The sequence below is a fragment of the Streptomyces paludis genome, assembly GCF_003344965.1.
Lineage (GTDB): Bacteria > Actinomycetota > Actinomycetes > Streptomycetales > Streptomycetaceae > Streptomyces > Streptomyces paludis.
The window spans coordinates 836,067-852,615 of sequence record NZ_CP031194.1 but is presented as its reverse complement, the minus strand read 5'-3'; the positions used below and the strand labels follow the sequence as shown (position 1 = coordinate 852,615).

The window sequence follows — 16,549 nt, the reverse complement described above, 5'->3', positions numbered from 1 at the left end:
TCTGCCTCACATCTCGAAGGACTCGTGGTGGATATGGCGCGTCGGCACGCCCGCCTCGCGCAGCGCCTCGTACGACTGGCGGGCCAGCCCGGTCGGCCCGCAGACGTAGACGTCGTGCTCGCCGATGTCCGGGAGCAGCTCGCGCAGCCGCTCCGGGGTGATCTCGGGGCGCACCCCGTCCGGGCCGTTGACCGCGTACAGCAGCCGTGCCCCGCGCGCCGAGGCGATCTCGCGCAGCTCGCGCCAGAGCGCCAGATCCTCGGTCTTGTTGGCCCGGTAGAGCAGCGTCAGATCGCCCGGCTCCCCGGGCAGCGTCTCGAACAGCGCCCGCATCGGGGTGATACCGGCCCCGCCCGCGATCATCAGCACCTTCTCCTGACTGCGCCGGGCCGCCGTCATCGCGCCGTACGGCCCCTCGGCCCAGACCGGGGTGCCGGGCTCAAGACGGGACAGGGCCTCGCTGTGCTCGCCGTTCGCCTTGACGGTGATCCGCAGCAGATCGGGCCGGGGCGGCGCCGACAGGGAGTACGGGTTGGAACTCCAGCGGAGCCCGTCGGTGAGGAACCGCCAGCGGAAGAACTGACCGGGCTCCGCGCCCAGCCGGTGCAGCCGGCGTCCCGTGATCAGTACGGAGACGACTCCCGGCGCCTCGTGCACGGTCGACTCGACCCGCATCCGGTGGCGCAGGTTCAGCCGGATCGGCGTCAGCATCCGGTACCAGACCAGCAGCGCGCCCGCCCCGCCGTACAGCACGTACCAGGCCGTGCGGGCCGCCGCGTTGGCGACGAACTCGGTACCGGTGGCGAGCTGGTGCCAGAACGTCAGATAGACCGCGACATAGGTCAGCAGATGCAGGTAGTACCAGGTCTCGTACGACAGCTTCCGCCGCACCATCCCCGCCGAGACGAAGCCGATCACCAGGAAGAGCACGGTGCCGATCGTCGCCTCGATCATCCGGGGGAAGTCGGTCACGACATCGATGAGCTGGGGCAGGAACCCCGAGTTCGCCTGGGTCGCGTACCCCCCGGTGATCAGCAGCGCGTGCGCGATCATCAGGCTGATCGCGTACCGTCCGCTCATCGCGTGCCACCGCGCCACCCGGTCGGAGCCCACCCGCCGTTCCAGCGCGGGCACCCGCGCCATCAGCAGCACCACGATGGCGATGCCGTAGCCCGCGAGCAGGCCGGTCAGCCGGCCCGCCCCGGTCAGCCACTCCGCCAGGTCCATATGGACGACCGCGGTGTTCTCCCACCACAGCGCCATGACGGCCGCCGCTCCTGCCCAGCACGCCACCAGCAGGGGCAGCGCGCCCGACCGCTGCGGGCGTATCGCGCGCAGGGTCTGCCTTCTGGCCGCCCTGCCGTTGTGCATCATCGCCACGGGAACCGCACCTCAACTCTTCCTCCGTGCCCGGCGATACGGATTTGAGTGCTCGCGGGTTCAAATGCGGGCCATATCCGTGGTTCGTCCGGGAACGGAGGGAGGGGCGCTGATCAGCCCAGGGCGGTGTCTCCCACCGAGATCGCGATCCGCGGGTGCCGCTCCGGGTCCGCCCAGGCCAGCACGGCGCGCATCGCGTCGGCCGATACGGAGACACAACCGGCGGTCGCGCCCCGGCCGTTGACATGAAGGAAGATCCCGGCGCCCCGGCCGCGCACCGGCTGCCGGTAGTTGAAGCCGATCACCAGACCGAAGTCGTACTGCCCCGGATAGTCGGCGAGCCGCTCGGCCTCGGCCGCCCGGCAGTCCTTGGGCAGGCCCTCCACCCAGCGGTTGTACGAGCGCGACGCGTTGTCCTGGCACCACCAGGACGCGCCGGTCACCGGGCGGTAGCCGTAGCGCGTCCCGGCGGGCCTCGGCTCGATGCCGAACGCGTACGGCAGGTCGTACACCCCGGTCGGGGTGGTGGAGGTGCCCTGGACACGGGACGGGCCGTCCACGAGCCCGCCCGCACCGAACCGGGCGGGCGCCGAGCCCACCGCCACCCAGCCGCCGTCGCGCCGGTCCCACCAGGTCAGCACGCCGGTGGTGGACGTGGTGGCGGGGGCCTCGGCGGTGATCAGCTGGGTGTACTCGGTGTCCTCGGCGGCGGTGACGGCGGTGGTGGCAGCGGCGGTGGAGGTGGCGGCGGTGGCGAGGGTCAGCAGGGCGGCGGCGAAGGCGAGAGCGGTGCGCATGGTCCGGACCGTAAGCGCCGTTTCCGGCGGCGGCCTCCCGGCGGCCCCGCGCGCTGCGCCGAACGCGGCGAGATCGGTCCGTACGGGCGGCGGCAAGGAACAGGGCCGCCGGGCGCACGGCATTCGGGCGCGGCATTCGGGTGCGCGAAGGGGGCCGTCCCCGGAGAAGCTCCGGAGACGGCCCCCTTGCGCGGGTGGCTCAGCCGCTCAGCGGCCCGTGGTGGTTCAGCTGTTCAGGGTGCAGGTGGCGAGGGTGTCGACCGGCAGCTCGGGCTTGGCGGCGGTGCGGCCGATGGCGGTGGCCATGCGGTTGATGGTGGCGACGCGCTTGTCCTTCAGCGGGCCGAGGATCGCGTTCTGGACGAAGTTCGGGCCGCCCTGGCCGACGGTGTTGATCAGGCGCTGGTTGGCCTCGGCGATCTGGGTGTCGAGGAGGGCGAGGTTCCGGTCGATCTCGGCCTGCGCGGAGGCGGGGATCGCGGGCAGGCTCGGGGCGACGGCGGGGCAGTTGACCGTACCGGCCGCGCCGGCGTTGGCGTTGTTGCCGTTGCCCGCGTTACCGGCGTTGCCGTTGTTCCCGGCGTTCCCCGCGTTGCCGTTGTTGCCGGTGACCGGAGCGGCGGAGGCGGGCTGCTCGGCCGCGCCTCCCGCGTTCAGGGTGCAGGTGGCGAGGGCGTCGACCGGCAGCTCGGGCCGGGCGGCGGCGCGGCCGATGGCGGTGGCCATGCGGTTGATGGTCGCGACGCGCTTGTCCTTCAGCGGGCCGAGGATCGCGTTCTGGACGAAGTTGGCGCCGCCCTGGCCGACCGTGTTGATCAGGCGCTGGTTGGCCTCGGCGATCTGGGTGTTGAGCAGGGTGAGGTTCTGGTCCACCTCGGCCTGCGCGGAGGCGGGGATCGCGGGCAGGGCCGGCGCGACCGCGGGGCAGTTGACCGTACCGGCGGCGTTGGTGCTGTTGCCCGTGTTGCCGTTGCCGGCGTTCCCGGCGTTGCCCGCGGCGGGCGTCTGGGAGCCCGCGGCCGGCTGGTTGGCCGCGCCTCCCGCGTTCAGGGTGCAGGTGGCGAGGGCGTCGACGGCCAGTTCGGGCTTCGCGGCGGTACGGCCGATGGCGGTGGCGATGCGGTTGATCGTGGCGACGCGCTTGTCCTTCAGCGGGCCGACGATCGCGTTCTGCGCGAAGTTGGGACCGCCCTGGCCGACCGAGGTGGCGAGGCGCTGGTTCGCCTCGGCGATCTGGGTGTTGAGCAGGGTGAGGTTCTGGTCCACCTCGGCCTGGGCCGAGGCGGGGATCGCGGCGGGCAGGGCCGGCGCGACCGCGGGGCAGTTCACCGTGCCGAGCGTGGCCGCATTCGTCCCGTTGGACTCCTCGCCTGCCATCGCGTTGGTCGCGATCACGGCTCCGGACAGGACGACCGCAGCGGCACCGCCCGCGATGAGGACACGGCGCTTGTTGTACTTCGCAAGACCCCTGGACATGCGGAAACCTCACTCGGATTCAAGAAGGTGGGAGAGGATCCGCCCGGTGGTGACCGGGCGGTGCTCCTCGGGTGATCAACGCGGCGCCTGCGTTCGGTGAGGGGTACGAGGCGGCTGGGCCCCGCGTTCAATGTTTTCCCAACATCTCTTAAACATCTTTTGGAAGATCAAGTTCCGGCTGGATTGACGAATCATACGGAGGGGTGCATAGTTATGCTCATCAGCGAATGCATCGTAAGGAGAAACCCGTGACCGAGCGCGTCGTACTCGCCTATTCGGGCGGCCTGGACACCTCCGTCGCCATCGGCTGGATCGCCGAGGAGACGGGCGCCGAGGTCATCGCCGTTGCCGTGGACGTCGGCCAGGGCGGCGAGGACCTGGACGTCATCCGCAAGCGCGCGCTCGCCTGCGGTGCCGTCGAGGCCGAGGTCGCGGACGCCAAGGACGAGTTCGCCGAGGAGTACTGCCTCCCCGCGATCAAGGCCAACGCCCTCTACATGGACCGTTACCCCCTGGTCTCCGCCCTCTCCCGGCCGACGATCGTCAAGCACCTCGTCGCCGCCGCGCAGAAGCACGGCGCCGGCATCGTCGCCCACGGCTGCACGGGCAAGGGCAACGACCAGGTGCGCTTCGAGGCCGGTATCACCGCGCTCGGCCCCGACCTGAAGTGCATCGCCCCGGTCCGTGACTACGCGATGACCCGCGACAAGGCGATCGCCTTCTGCGAGGAGAAGAACCTCCCGATCGCGACCACCAAGAAGTCCCCGTACTCCATCGACCAGAACGTCTTCGGGCGCGCCGTCGAGACGGGCTTCCTGGAGGACATCTGGAACGGCCCGATCGAGGACGTGTACGAGTACACCTCCAACCCCGCCACCCCGCGCGAGGCCGACGAGGTCGTCATCTCCTTCGAGGCCGGCGTCCCGGTCGCCATCGACGGCAGGCCTGTCACCGTCCTCCAGGCGATCCAGCAGCTCAACGAGCGGGCTGGCGCCCAGGGCATCGGCCGGATCGACATGGTCGAGGACCGGCTCGTCGGCATCAAGTCCCGCGAGATCTACGAGGCGCCCGGCGCCATCGCGCTGATCACCGCGCACCAGGAGCTGGAGAACGTCACGGTCGAGCGCGAGCTGGCCCGCTACAAGCGGCAGGTCGAGCAGCGCTGGGGCGAGATCGTCTACGACGGCCTGTGGTTCTCGCCGCTCAAGCGGGCCCTGGACGGCTTCATCAACGAGGCCAACCAGCACGTCACCGGCGACATCCGGATGACCCTGCACGGCGGCCGGGCCGTTGTCACCGGCCGGAAGTCCGAGCAGTCGCTGTACGACTTCAACCTCGCCACGTACGACTCGGGCGACACCTTCGACCAGTCCAAGGCGCAGGGCTTCATCGAGATCTTCGGCCTCTCGGCCAAGATCGCCGCCCGGCGTGACCTCAGCTGATCCCCACTCGTTCGACAGTCCGCCTCCCCGTCCCGCACGGCGGGGAGGCGGTCGCATGTCCCCGACCTCTCCAAGGAGCAGCAGTGAGCAGCAACAACGGTGATGTCCGGCTGTGGGGCGGCCGGTTCGCCGACGGCCCGTCGGACGCGCTGGCGGCCCTCTCGGCCTCGGTCCACTTCGACTGGCGGCTCGCGCCGTACGACATCGCCGGCTCCCGCGCGCACGCGCGGGTGCTGCACAAGGCGGGGCTGCTCACCGCCGACGAACTGACCCGCATGCTGGCCGGGCTCGACCGGCTGGAGGCGGATGTCGCCGACGGCTCCTTCGTGGGTACGGTCGCGGACGAGGACGTCCACACGGCGCTGGAGCGCGGGCTGCTGGAGCGGCTCGGCGCCGACCTCGGTGGCAAGCTGCGGGCCGGCCGGTCCCGCAACGACCAGGTCGCCACGCTCTTCCGGATGTATCTGCGTGACCACGCCCGGATCATCGGCGGTCTGATCGCCGACCTCCAGGACGCGCTGGTCGGCCTCGCCGAGGCGCACGCGGACGTCGCCATGCCGGGCCGTACGCACCTCCAGCACGCGCAGCCCGTGCTCTTCGCCCACCACACGCTGGCGCACGTCCAGTCGCTCTCCCGGGACGCCGAGCGGCTGCGGCAGTGGGACAAGCGCACCGCGGTCTCGCCGTACGGCTCCGGGGCGCTGGCCGGGTCCTCGCTCGGTCTCGACCCGGAGGCGGTCGCCGCGGACCTCGGCTTCGAGCGCGGCTCGGTGGGCAACTCCATCGACGGCACGGCCTCGCGCGACTTCGTCGCGGAGTTCGCCTTCGTCACGGCGATGATCGGCGTCAACCTGTCGCGGATCGCGGAGGAGATCATCCTCTGGAACACGAAGGAGTTCTCCTTCGTCACCCTCCACGACGCGTTCTCCACCGGCTCGTCGATCATGCCGCAGAAGAAGAACCCGGACATCGCGGAGCTGGCGCGCGGCAAGTCCGGCCGGCTGATCGGCAATCTGACCGGGCTGCTGGCCACGCTGAAGGCGCTGCCGCTCGCGTACAACCGCGACCTCCAGGAGGACAAGGAGCCGGTCTTCGACTCCTGCGACCAGCTGGAGGTCCTGCTGCCCGCCTTCACCGGCATGATGGCGACCCTCACCGTCCACCGCGAGCGCATGGAGGCGCTGGCCCCGGCCGGCTTCTCGCTCGCCACGGACATCGCCGAGTGGCTGGTCCGGCAGGGGGTGCCGTTCCGGGTCGCGCACGAGGTCGCGGGCGAGTGCGTCAAGGAGTGCGAGGCGCTCGGCATCGAGCTGAACGAGCTGACGGACGCGCAGTTCGCCAAGATCTCCGCGCACCTCACCCCCGACGTCCGCTCGGTCCTCAACGTCCCCGGAGCCCTGGCCTCCCGCAACGGCCGCGGCGGCACCGCCCCCTCCGCCGTCGCCGTCCAGCTCTCCGAGGTCAAGGCCGACCTGGTGATACAGCACGCCTGGGCCGACGCCAAGAAGTAACGTCCCCGGACGCACCCCCACGGCTACAGCGCCGCCGCCCACCGCGCGAGCGCGTCGAAGTCCCGCCGGACCAACCCGGTCCCGGGATCGACCCGCACCAAGTGGGCGGCGGCGAGATGCCGTTGGGCGACCCACTCGCGGTCGTGCGCGGTGATCTCGTCGTCGACCCACGCGAACGGCCGCCCGGCCGCGTACTCCAGGACGTACCGCGTCTTCCAGAAGGTCCCGCGAGGGGCCTTTTCGCGTATCGGGGGCCAGGCGATGCAGGGCAGCTCCGGCAGTCCGAGCCGGGGCCCGATCCACACGTTGGCGTCGGCCTCCCAGGTGGTCGCCCAGACCAGGTCGTACCGGCGGCTGAGCGCGCGCAGCGCGGCGCCGTGCGCCGGAGCCAGGAGTACGGGCAGGGGCCCCGGCCCGGTCCAGGCCGCCGGCCGCATCAGGTGCCGCGCGTAGCCGGCCGGCGGGTGGACCGAGGACAGGGCCTCGTACGGGTTGAGCGGGCCGTCGACGTCGATGAGGAGAAGGGGTTTCACCAGGGCTCCTGAGGGAAGCGGGCTCGTATGGGATGAGACATTGATGTCTCATTTGGGTTATGGTCGGCTCATGACGCTCGACCGTGAACAGATACTGCGCACCGCCGCCGCGCTGCTCACCCGTAGGCCCACCGCGACGATGGACGAGGTCGCGCGGGCCGCCGGGATGGGGCGGGCGACGTTGCACCGGCACTTCGCCGGGCGGGAGGCGCTGATCAGGGCGCTGGAGAGGCTCGGCATCCAGGAGATGGAGACCGCGCTGGACGCCGCCCGGCTCGACGAGGGCTCGGCGGACGAGGCGCTGCGGCGGCTCGTCGCGTGTGTGGAGCCCGCCGCCGGGCTGCTCAGCTTCCTGCTCACCGAGAACCAGCTCTTCGAGGGCGAGGTCTACGACGGCTGGGCCCGGATCGACGCCCGCTTCTCCGCGCTCTTCCAGCGTGGCCAGGAGGAGGGCGTCTTCCGTATCGACCTCAGCCATGTCTGGCTCACCGACGCCCTCTACGGGCTGATCAGCTCCGCCTCCTGGTCGATCCAGGACGGCCGGGTCGCCCGCAAGGACTTCCAGCACATGATCGTCGAGTTGCTGCTCGGCGGAGTACACCGGAGTGTGAAGTGATGACCAGCACCTACCGGACCGCGGCGGAGAGCGAACAGACCCCCCGCCCCGGGCGGTGGATCGCGCTGTCCGTGCTGGTGCTCGCCGTGCTGCTGGTGGCCGTGGACGCCACGGTCCTGGGCCTGGCGACCCCGTTCCTCAGCGAGGACCTCAAGCCGTCGGGCACCCAGCTGCTCTGGATCGGCGACATCTACTCCTTCGTCATCGCCGGACTCCTGGTCTCCATGGGCAGCCTCGGCGACCGTATCGGCCGCAAGAAGCTCCTGCTGACGGGCGCCGTCGCGTTCGGCGGGCTCTCCGTGCTCAACGCCTACGCGACCAGCGCCGAGATGATGATCGTCGCCCGGGCGCTGCTGGGTGTCGCGGGCGCGACCCTGATGCCCGCCACCCTCGCGCTGATCCGCAACCTCTTCCACGACCCCAGGGAACGCAGTCTCGCCATCGGCATCTGGGGCGCGGCGGCCTCCGCGGGCGCGGCGGTCGGCCCGGTCGTCGGCGGGTTCCTGCTGGAGCACTTCTGGTGGGGCTCGGTCTTCCTGATCAACCTGCCCGTGATGGCGGTGCTGGTCATCGTCGGACACAAGACCCTGCCCGAGTCCAAGGACCCCGCCCCCGGCCCCTGGGACCTCGTCAGCGTCTTGCTCTCCCTCATCGGCATCGTCGGCGTGGTGTACGCGATCAAGGAGGGCGCCGCGCACGGGGTCCGCTGGGACGTCGCCGTCACCGGGCTGCTGGGCGCGGGCGCGCTGTACTGGTTCGTACGGCGCCAGCTCACCCTGCCGTCCCCGCTGCTGGACGTACGGCTCTTCCACCACCGGGGCTTCTCCGGCGCGGTCCTGGCCGACCTGCTGACCATCCTCGGACTCTCCGGACTGGTCTTCTTCCTGTCACAGTATCTGCAACTGGTCCAGGGCCGCGGCCCGTTGGAGGCCGGTCTCGCCGAACTGCCCGCCGCGGTCGGCGCGGTGGTGACCGGGCTGCTCGCCGGGCGGGCCGCGCGCCGGTTCTCCGTACGGGCCGTGGTGGCCGGCGGTCTCGGGGCGATCGGGCTGTCCCTCGCCGTCCTGACCGGCATCAGCCAGCAGACCGGCTATCCGCTGCTCGGCGCGGTCCTGCTGACCGTCGGCGTCGGCGCGGGCTTCTCCTTCACCGTCACCGCCGATGTGATCCTCTCCAGCGTCCCCAAGGAACAGGCCGGCGCCGCCTCCGCGGTCTCGGAGACGGCGTACGAACTCGGCGCGGCCCTCGGGATCGCGCTGCTCGGCTCGATCGTCACCGGCGTCTACCGGGACTTCCCCACCCCGCCCGGCATCCCGGCCGACGCGGCCGCGGCCGCCCATGAATCCCTCGGCGGCGCCGTCGACGCGGCGTCCGGACTCCCCGGCCACAGCGGCGCGGAGCTGATGGCGGCGGCCCAGGACGCGTTCGTCGACGGACTGCGCCTCGCCTCGGGCATCGGCGCGGTGGTCCTGCTGGCCACGGCGGTCGCGGCCTGGTTCCTGCTGCGCGGCCAGCGGCTGGAGGAGGGCGTCCAGCATTGAGCGCGAGACGTACGACGGGAGCGGGGCGGCATACCACCCGGGTACGCCGCCCCGCTCCCGTCAGCGGTGTTACGCCGCCTTCGCCTTCGTGGCGTACATGTCCACGTACTCCTGCCCCGACAGCCCCATCACCTCGGTCATCACCGAGTCCGTCACCGCGCGCAGCACATACCGGTCCCGGTCCATGCCCTCGTAGCGGGAGAACTCCATCGGCTTGCCGAACCGGACCGTCACCTTGCCGAAGCGCGGCATGCCCGCACCGGTCGGCTGGAGCTTGTCCGTACCGATCATCGCGAACGGCACCACCGGCGCGCCCGTCATCAGCGTCAGCCGCGCGATGCCCGTACGGCCCCGGTAGAGCCGGCCGTCGGGGGAGCGGGTGCCCTCCGGGTAGATCCCGAAGACATTCCCCTTCTCCAGCACCCGGCGGCCCGTCATCAGCGCCGCGACCCCGCCCCGGCCGCCGTCGCGGTCCACCGGGATCATGCCGACGCCGGTGAAGAACCAGGCCATGAACTTGCCCTTGAGCCCCTTGCCCGTGACGTACTCGTCCTTGCCGATGAAGAACACCTGACGGTGGCAGACCAGCGGAAGGATCATCGAGTCGATGAACGTCAGATGGTTCCCGGCGAGGATCACCGGACCGTCCCCCGGAATGTTCTCGGCGCCCTCCACTCGGGTGCGGAACATCAAGCGCATGACCGGTGCGAGCACTGCCTTGATGAGCGCGAAGCGGGACAACGGGTCCTCCGTGTCGATGGGGCGATGGTCGGGCGGTTGTTGGATGGCCTACTAAATCCACGCAGGTGAGTACGGTACTCGCGGCGCGGGGCCGGCGCACATCGGGTTCACGGAGTGGATACGCGCTGTTGACCTCTGTTACCGCCGCGTTCGTCGGAGATCTCCCGGACGGACGGCGGAGCCGCCTACGCTCGGGCCCCGATCAAGGAACCACGCGATGTCAACGGACCACGGGACCAAGGAGAGTTCATGACACAGGGTGCGCGGAACACGCCCGGCCGGCGGACCGTCCTCGGCGCGGCGGTGCTCGGCCCGGCCGCCGCACTGGCACTGCCCGCCGCGGCGGCGCGGGCCGCGGAGGCCGCTCCCGGCAGCGCGACCGCCGTCACCGCCGCCACCGGCCGCGGCGCCGGCGGCCCGGCGCGCCGGGACCTGCCCGTGCCGACGGTCATCGGCCACCGCGGCGCCAGCGGCTACCGACCGGAGCACACCCTCGGCTCGTACCAGCACGCGCTGGACCTCGGCGCGCATGTCATCGAGCAGGACCTCGTACCCACCAAGGACGGCCATCTCGTCTGCCGCCACGAGAACGACATCACCGCCACCACGGATGTCGCCGACCACCCCGAGTTCGCCGGCCGCAGGACCACCAAAACCATCGACGGCACGGCCCTCACCGGCTGGTTCACCGAGGACTTCACCCTCGCCGAGCTGAAGACGCTCCGCGCCACCGAGCGCATCCCCGGCATCCGCCCGCACAACACCCTCTACGACGGCCGCTGGACCATCCCCACCTTCGAGGAGGTGCTGCGCTGGGCGGACGAGCAGGGCCGCCGGCTGGGCCGCCGCGTCTGGCTCTACACCGAGACCAAGCACCCCACCTACTTCCGCTCCCTCGGCCTCGGCCTGGAAGAGCCCTTCGCCAGGCTGCTGCGCCGGTACGGACGCGACCGCGCCGACTCCGCGATCTTCCTCCAGTCCTTCGAGCCCACCAGCATGCGGCGGATGGCCCAGCTGGTCTCCTCGCCGCGCGTCGTCCTGCTCGGCGGCGCCGGCAGCCGGCCCTGGGACTTCGTCGCGAGCGGCGACCCGCGCACGGTCGCCGACCTCGTCACCCCCGAGGGCCTGAAGTGGATCGCGTCCTTCGCGCAGGGCATCGGCCCCACGCTCGACCTGATCATCCCGAAGGACGCGGCCGGCCGGCTCGCCACGCCCACCACGCTGGTCCGCGACGCCCACGCGAAGAAGCTCGTCCTCCACCCGTACACCCTGCGCAACGAGAACGCCTTCCTGCCCGCCGACTTCCGGCGCGGTACGGACCCGAACGCGTACGGCGACGCCTTCGGCGCGTTCCGCGCGTACTTCGAACAGGGCATCGACGGCATCTTCGCCGACCACCCGGACACCGCGCTGCTGGCCCGCGCGGACTTCGTCAGCCGCTGAGCGCGGGTGCCCCGGTCGGGTGACTGTCCGGCCGGGGAGCAACCGCCCGGCGGTCCCTGTCGTCCCGCCGGGCATGACGCCCGTACGCGCCACCCCGTCCCGCCCGCCCGTACCCGACGCCCCAGCAGCGCCCGACGTCCCTGAAGCGCCCGGGCTGCCCGACCTCGTCAGCGCGCTGCTTCCGCTCGTACGGGCGGAGGCGGCGGCCGAGGCGCCGTCGGCCGGGATCGAGCCGGGCGACCTCGAACAGGGCGTCTGGCTCCGGCTGCTGGAGCGCCCGGCCGCCGCGGGCGCGCCCGGCGACCCCGCGCGCTGGGTCCGGGACGTCGTACGGGCCGAGGCGCGCCGCGCCCGCCGTACCGCCGCCCGGGAGCGGCTGCTGCGCCGCCGCGACGAACCCGCCGCCGGACCGGACTCCGACCCCGAACGCGCCGCGCTGCGCACCGACCGGCGCCGCGCCCTGCGCGCGGCGGTCGACCGTACGCCCGGCCGCTGCCCGCTGGTCCTGACCGCGATGCTCTCGCCGAGGGACCCCACCTACCGCGAGATGGCCGGCGAGTTGGGTATGTCACAGGGGAGTTTGGGGCCGTTGCGCTCCAGATGTCTGGGATGCCTCCGCAGAATGCTCGCGGCCGAGGTTGCGGCTCCTGAACCCGGGGGAAAGGAGCGGTAGACAATCGGCGGACAAGTGAGCGGGAGGCATGCACACATGGGCATGAGCGTGACCATCTCAGCGGCGAGTGCGCAGGACGCGGAACAGATCCTCAAGCTCCAGTACCTGTGCTACCAGAACGAGGCAGAGCTGTACGGCGACTACACCATCGAGCCGCTGACACAGACCCTCGACGACCTACGGGCCGAACTCGACCGCGGGCACGCCCTGGTGGCGCGCCTCGGCGACGAAGTGGTGGCCTCGGTGCGCGGCTCGGTCGACGCGGCCGGCACCGCCCGGATCGCCAAACTCATCGTCCATCCCCGGCTCCGCCGGCACGGCCTCGGCGGGCGGCTCCTCGACGCCATAGAGGCGCGGTTCGCGGACGACCCGGCCGCGCAGCGCTTCCAGCTCTTCACCGGCCACCGCAACGAGGGCAACCTCCGGCTCTACCGCAGCCGGGGCTACGCGCCCGTGGCGACCGAGGAGACGGGGGCGCGGCTGCGCCTCGTCACGCTGGAGAAGCAGGCCGGCGCCGGGGCGTACGCGGCCAGCGCCTGAGGTGCGGGCGGAATCCCCGCGTCACGGCGGCGTAAACGCCACCGTACGGCGCAGGGGATTCCGCCACCGGACAGCCCGGCCTCCCGGGCCCGCACTCCTTACCGGACCGGCGCGGTCACCCGCCGCCGCAGCCACAGGATGCCGGTGACGGGCAGCAGCACCGGAATGAAGAGGTAGTCCATCCCGTACGTCGACCAGACGGTCGCGTCGGAGAACGCCGAGGGCTCGACCAGCGTCCACGTACCGACGCTCACCACCCCCACCAGCTCGGCGCCGCAGCACGCCAGCGCGATCCGGCGCGCGGTCTCGCCGCCCCGGACGACGGTGTACGTGATGAACACGTAGACGACGGCCGCGACCGCGGAGAGCGTGTAGGCCAGCGGCGCGCGGTCGAACTCGGTGGCGATCTGGTACGCCGAACGGGAGACCGCGCCGACCGACATCACGCCGTACAGCCAGACCAGCAGCAGGCCCGGCCCCTTGACCAGCCGGGAATCCCGGGATCCGGGCACCTCGGTCGTCATGGGTCAGCCCTTCCAGATGTCGTGGAGCCGTACTTCGAGGACGGCCAGGACGACCGCCCCCGCCGCCACCGTGATGGAGCCCCAGCGGGTCCGCTCGGAGAGGGACAGAAAGCCCGCGGCGGGCACCGCGAGCAGCGCGCCGAGCAGATACGACACGAAGATCACCGATCCGTCGTGCGCCTGCTCGCCCCGGGCCAGCGCCACGATCCCGACCACCAGCTGGACCAGCGCCAGCAGTGTCACGACGGCCATTCCGATGAAGTGCCAGTCCTTGGTGGCCTGGTCGCGGTAGGCGGCGTGACCGCACCAGGCGGCGAGGGCGAGCGCGGCCACGGAGAGCGTGACCGTCAGAGCGACAAGCATGCCCCCGAGGGTATTAGGTCCCGTCCGCGCGTTTTCTGCCGGGCCCGTCCCCGTAAGGTCGGTGCACATGACGATCCACGCCGAAGCCCTGCTGTTCGACAACGACGGAACGCTGGTCTCCTCCCTGGCCTCGGTGACGCGCTGCTGGAGCCGGTGGGCACAGGAGTACGGCGTCACGCCCGAGGACTTCGCCCGGGTCGGGCTGCACGGCCGGCCCGCCGCCGAGATAGTCGCCGATCTGGTGCCCGCCGCCGGGGTCGCGGCGGCCGTGGCCCGGATCGAGCAGCTGGAGGTCGACGATGTCGCGGGCGGTGTGGAGCTGCTCCCCGGCACCGCCGAGCTGCTCGCCGCCCTGCCCGCCGAGCGCTGGGCCGTGGTCACCTCCGCGGGCCGGCGGCTGGCCGAGGCACGGCTCGCCGAGGCCGGTATCCGGCCCAAGACGCTGATCACCGCCGACGACATCACCCGCGGCAAGCCCGACCCGGAGCCGTATCTGCTCGGGGCCGCGCGGCTCGGTGTGGACCCGGCCCGCTGTGTGGTCTTCGAGGACGCCCCGGCGGGGCTGGCCTCGGCGCGCGCGGCCGGAATGAGGAGCGTGGCCTTGACCACAACGCACGAGCGCGCCGAGCTGCTCGCCGATCTGGTCGTCCCCGACCTCTCCGCCCTGTCGGTGCGGGTCACCGCCGGGGGAGTGGAGATCCGAACGGCCGGCTGAACGCGCCCGCCGAGGCCGGCGACCCCAGCCCCTGTCCATATACCGCGACAAATGGTCCCGGTATATGGACAACCCTCGATCGGCGGTCCTGATGTCTGATTTACTTACCCCATGACCACGACGAGCTACCGCGCTTCCGCGACCGAGGCGATCACCACGCCCGGTGCTCGTTGTCTGTGTCGAATGTGCGCCCGCTGAGGGCCCCCGCCTGAGCCTCGCGCCCCGAAGCGAGCCGCCCGACGCCGCCCCCGCGGTCGCGTCGGCCCGTACGCGTCGAGGGCCCGGCCGCGCTTCCGCGCCCGGCCGCCCGCGAACCGGCCCGACCCGCGTACCGCTGCCCACGGTCACCCACCGCATCAGCGTGCGACGTGGCCATGACGAATGCCCCGTGCCCGGCACACCCCTCGCCGCGCACTCGACAGTGACGGAAACCCTGTGATCACCACTACGGGCCTGACAAAGGTCTACCGGTCCGCCGCGCGCGACCGTGAGGTCATCGCCCTCGACGGAGTCGACCTGCACGTCCGCGAGGGCGAGGTCTTCGGCGTCGTCGGACAGAGCGGCGCCGGGAAGTCCTCGCTCATCCGCTGCGTCAACCTCCTCGAACGCCCCACCTCGGGCACGGTGACCGTGGCCGGCCAGGACCTCACCGCCCTCGCCGGCCGGGGCCGCCGGGCCGGCAAGGAGCTGCGCCGCGCCCGCAGCTCGATCGGCATGGTCTTCCAGCACTTCAACCTGCTGTCCTCGCGCACGGTCAAGGGCAATATCGAACTCCCGCTGGAGATCCTCGGCATCTCCGGCCAGGAGCGCTCCCGCCGCGCCCTCGAACTGCTCGACCTGGTCGGCCTCGCCGACAAGGCCGGGGCCTACCCCGCCCAGCTCTCCGGCGGCCAGAAGCAGCGCGTCGGTATCGCCCGCGCCCTGGCCGGCGACCCCAAGGTGCTTCTCTCCGACGAGGCGACCAGCGCCCTCGACCCCGAGACCACCCGCTCGATCCTCCAGCTGCTGCGCGACCTCAACCGGCAGCTGGGCCTGACCGTGCTGCTCATCACGCACGAGATGGACGTCGTCAAGACCATCTGCGACTCCGCCGCGCTCATGGAGCAGGGCCGGATCGTCGAGTCGGGCACGGTCGCCGAACTGCTCGCCACCCCCGGCTCCGCGCTGGCCGCGGCGCTCTTCCCGGTCAGCGGCGAGGCATCCGGCGACGACCGCACCGTCGTCGATGTGACCTTCCACGGCGACGCCGCGACCCAGCCCGTGATCTCACAGCTCGCGCGCGTCTACAACATCGACATCTCGATCCTCGGCGCCGCGATGGACACCGTCGGTGGCAAGCAGATCGGCCGGATGCGCATCGAGCTGCCCGGCCGCTTCGAGGAGAACGTCGTGCCGATCGGATTCCTGCGCGAGCAGGGGCTCCAGATCGAAGTCCCGGGCCAGGCGCCCGAACCCGTGAAGGACGGTGCCCAGTGACCTGGTCCGAGATGCAGCCCCTGCTCACGCAGGCGTGTTGGGACACGCTCTACATGGTCGGCTGGTCCACCGTCATCGCGGTCGTCGGCGGACTGCCGCTCGGCATCCTGCTCGTCCTCACCGACCGCGGCGGACTGCTCCAGAACACCGTGACCAACCGGATCATCGGGCAGATCGTGAACGTCGCCCGCTCGATGCCCTTCATCATCCTGATGGTCGCGCTGATGGGCTTCACCCGGCTGATCACCGGGACCACGATCGGCCGCGAGGCCGCCATCGTCCCCCTCGCGGTCGGCGCCATCCCGTTCTTCGCGCGCCTGGTCGAGACGGCTGTCCACGAAGTGGACGGCGGGCTCGTCGAGGCCGTGCAGTCCATGGGCGGCAGCACCTGGACCATCGTCCGCAAGGTCCTCGTACCGGAATCGCTGCCCTCGCTGATCTCCTCCGCCACCACCACCGTCGTCGCCCTCATCGGCTACTCGGCGATGGCGGGCACCGTCGGCGCGGGCGGACTCGGCGACATCGCCATCCGCTACGGCTACCAGCGGTTCGAGACCGGAATGATGTGGATCACCGTGGCGATCCTCGCCGTGGTCATCTCCCTCATCCAGTTCGCCGGGGACTACGCCGCCCGCAGGCTGCGCCGACGCGGCGGACACGCCGGGAAGGCGCCGAAGCTCCGGCCGCTCAAGGCCGGGGAGCCGGCCACGGCGGACGCCGGCAAGGCGGCCTGACCGCCGCCCGGCCCCTCACACCTCCCACCTCTTCCCTCCTCCCT

At 71.6% G+C, this 16,549-nt stretch carries 17 protein-coding genes; 10 read left to right on the top strand and 7 right to left on the bottom strand.

The window, feature by feature from the left end:
• Positions 1–6: 6 nt before the first annotated feature.
• From DVK44_RS03695 to DVK44_RS03680, 3 genes are all read right to left on the bottom strand, one after another.
• Complete coding sequence (locus tag DVK44_RS03695; protein WP_114658308.1) at positions 7–1,374, bottom strand: ferredoxin reductase family protein; 1,368 nt, start codon at positions 1,372–1,374, stop codon at positions 7–9.
• Positions 1,375–1,493: 119 nt separating this feature from the next.
• Positions 1,494–2,177, bottom strand: coding sequence for a L,D-transpeptidase family protein (locus tag DVK44_RS03690; RefSeq protein ID WP_269439571.1), 684 nt, complete (start codon positions 2,175–2,177; stop codon positions 1,494–1,496).
• Positions 2,178–2,402: 225 nt separating this feature from the next.
• Complete coding sequence (locus DVK44_RS03680) at positions 2,403–3,653, bottom strand: hypothetical protein (RefSeq protein ID WP_114658307.1); 1,251 nt, start codon at positions 3,651–3,653, stop codon at positions 2,403–2,405.
• A gap of 248 nt (positions 3,654–3,901) precedes the next feature.
• Here DVK44_RS03680 and DVK44_RS03675 point away from each other — a divergent pair, with 248 nt between their 5' ends.
• Both DVK44_RS03675 and argH read left to right on the top strand, forming a co-directional pair.
• Complete coding sequence (locus DVK44_RS03675; RefSeq protein WP_114658306.1) at positions 3,902–5,095, top strand: argininosuccinate synthase; 1,194 nt, start codon at positions 3,902–3,904, stop codon at positions 5,093–5,095.
• Between the two features lie 83 nt (positions 5,096–5,178).
• Positions 5,179–6,606, top strand: coding sequence for an argininosuccinate lyase (gene argH / locus DVK44_RS03670; protein WP_114658305.1), 1,428 nt, complete (start codon positions 5,179–5,181; stop codon positions 6,604–6,606).
• Positions 6,607–6,629: 23 nt separating this feature from the next.
• Here argH and DVK44_RS03665 read toward each other — a convergent pair whose 3' ends face one another.
• Entirely contained in the window at positions 6,630–7,139 is a 510-nt protein-coding gene (locus DVK44_RS03665; protein ID WP_114658304.1) for an HAD domain-containing protein, read from the bottom strand.
• 70 nt (positions 7,140–7,209) lie between these two features.
• Between DVK44_RS03665 and DVK44_RS03660 the strand changes: the two genes are divergently transcribed.
• Both DVK44_RS03660 and DVK44_RS03655 read left to right on the top strand, forming a co-directional pair.
• A complete protein-coding gene (locus DVK44_RS03660; RefSeq protein WP_114658303.1) occupies positions 7,210–7,755 on the top strand; it encodes a TetR/AcrR family transcriptional regulator in 546 nt (181 codons plus the stop codon).
• Complete coding sequence (locus DVK44_RS03655) at positions 7,755–9,296, top strand: MFS transporter (protein ID WP_114658302.1); 1,542 nt, start codon at positions 7,755–7,757, stop codon at positions 9,294–9,296. The genes DVK44_RS03660 and DVK44_RS03655 overlap by 1 nt, the downstream gene beginning before the upstream one ends.
• A gap of 69 nt (positions 9,297–9,365) precedes the next feature.
• Here DVK44_RS03655 and DVK44_RS03650 read toward each other — a convergent pair whose 3' ends face one another.
• Positions 9,366–10,082: a lysophospholipid acyltransferase family protein gene (locus tag DVK44_RS03650; protein ID WP_408055386.1), complete on the bottom strand. Its 717-nt coding sequence runs from the start codon at positions 10,080–10,082 to the stop codon at positions 9,366–9,368.
• Between the two features lie 204 nt (positions 10,083–10,286).
• Here DVK44_RS03650 and DVK44_RS03645 point away from each other — a divergent pair, with 204 nt between their 5' ends.
• From DVK44_RS03645 to DVK44_RS03635, 3 genes are all read left to right on the top strand, one after another.
• Positions 10,287–11,480: a glycerophosphodiester phosphodiesterase gene (locus DVK44_RS03645; protein WP_114658300.1), complete on the top strand. Its 1,194-nt coding sequence runs from the start codon at positions 10,287–10,289 to the stop codon at positions 11,478–11,480.
• A 73-nt stretch (positions 11,481–11,553) separates the two neighbouring features.
• Positions 11,554–12,153, top strand: a complete 600-nt coding sequence (locus tag DVK44_RS03640) for a sigma-70 RNA polymerase sigma factor region 4 domain-containing protein (protein ID WP_228446973.1) — start codon at positions 11,554–11,556, stop codon at positions 12,151–12,153.
• A gap of 36 nt (positions 12,154–12,189) precedes the next feature.
• The gene (locus tag DVK44_RS03635) at positions 12,190–12,693 is read left to right on the top strand and encodes a GNAT family N-acetyltransferase (RefSeq protein WP_114658299.1); all 504 of its coding nucleotides are present in this window, start codon (positions 12,190–12,192) and stop codon (positions 12,691–12,693) included.
• A gap of 98 nt (positions 12,694–12,791) precedes the next feature.
• Here DVK44_RS03635 and DVK44_RS03630 read toward each other — a convergent pair whose 3' ends face one another.
• Positions 12,792–13,217 carry a hypothetical protein gene (locus DVK44_RS03630; protein WP_114658298.1) on the bottom strand — a complete coding sequence of 142 codons (426 nt, stop codon included), beginning with the start codon at positions 13,215–13,217 and terminating at the stop codon, positions 12,792–12,794.
• 3 nt (positions 13,218–13,220) lie between these two features.
• Positions 13,221–13,580, bottom strand: a complete 360-nt coding sequence (locus tag DVK44_RS03625) for a hypothetical protein (protein WP_114658297.1) — start codon at positions 13,578–13,580, stop codon at positions 13,221–13,223.
• A 67-nt stretch (positions 13,581–13,647) separates the two neighbouring features.
• Here DVK44_RS03625 and DVK44_RS03620 point away from each other — a divergent pair, with 67 nt between their 5' ends.
• From DVK44_RS03620 to DVK44_RS03610, 3 genes are all read left to right on the top strand, one after another.
• Positions 13,648–14,295: an HAD family hydrolase gene (locus tag DVK44_RS03620; protein ID WP_114658296.1), complete on the top strand. Its 648-nt coding sequence runs from the start codon at positions 13,648–13,650 to the stop codon at positions 14,293–14,295.
• Between the two features lie 435 nt (positions 14,296–14,730).
• Positions 14,731–15,771 (top strand): methionine ABC transporter ATP-binding protein, encoded by a 1,041-nt coding sequence (locus tag DVK44_RS03615; RefSeq protein ID WP_114658295.1) that lies wholly within the window; start codon positions 14,731–14,733, stop codon positions 15,769–15,771.
• Positions 15,768–16,505 (top strand): methionine ABC transporter permease, encoded by a 738-nt coding sequence (locus DVK44_RS03610; protein WP_114658294.1) that lies wholly within the window; start codon positions 15,768–15,770, stop codon positions 16,503–16,505. Before DVK44_RS03615 ends, DVK44_RS03610 begins: the two co-directional genes overlap by 4 nt.
• Positions 16,506–16,549 lie beyond the last annotated feature (44 nt).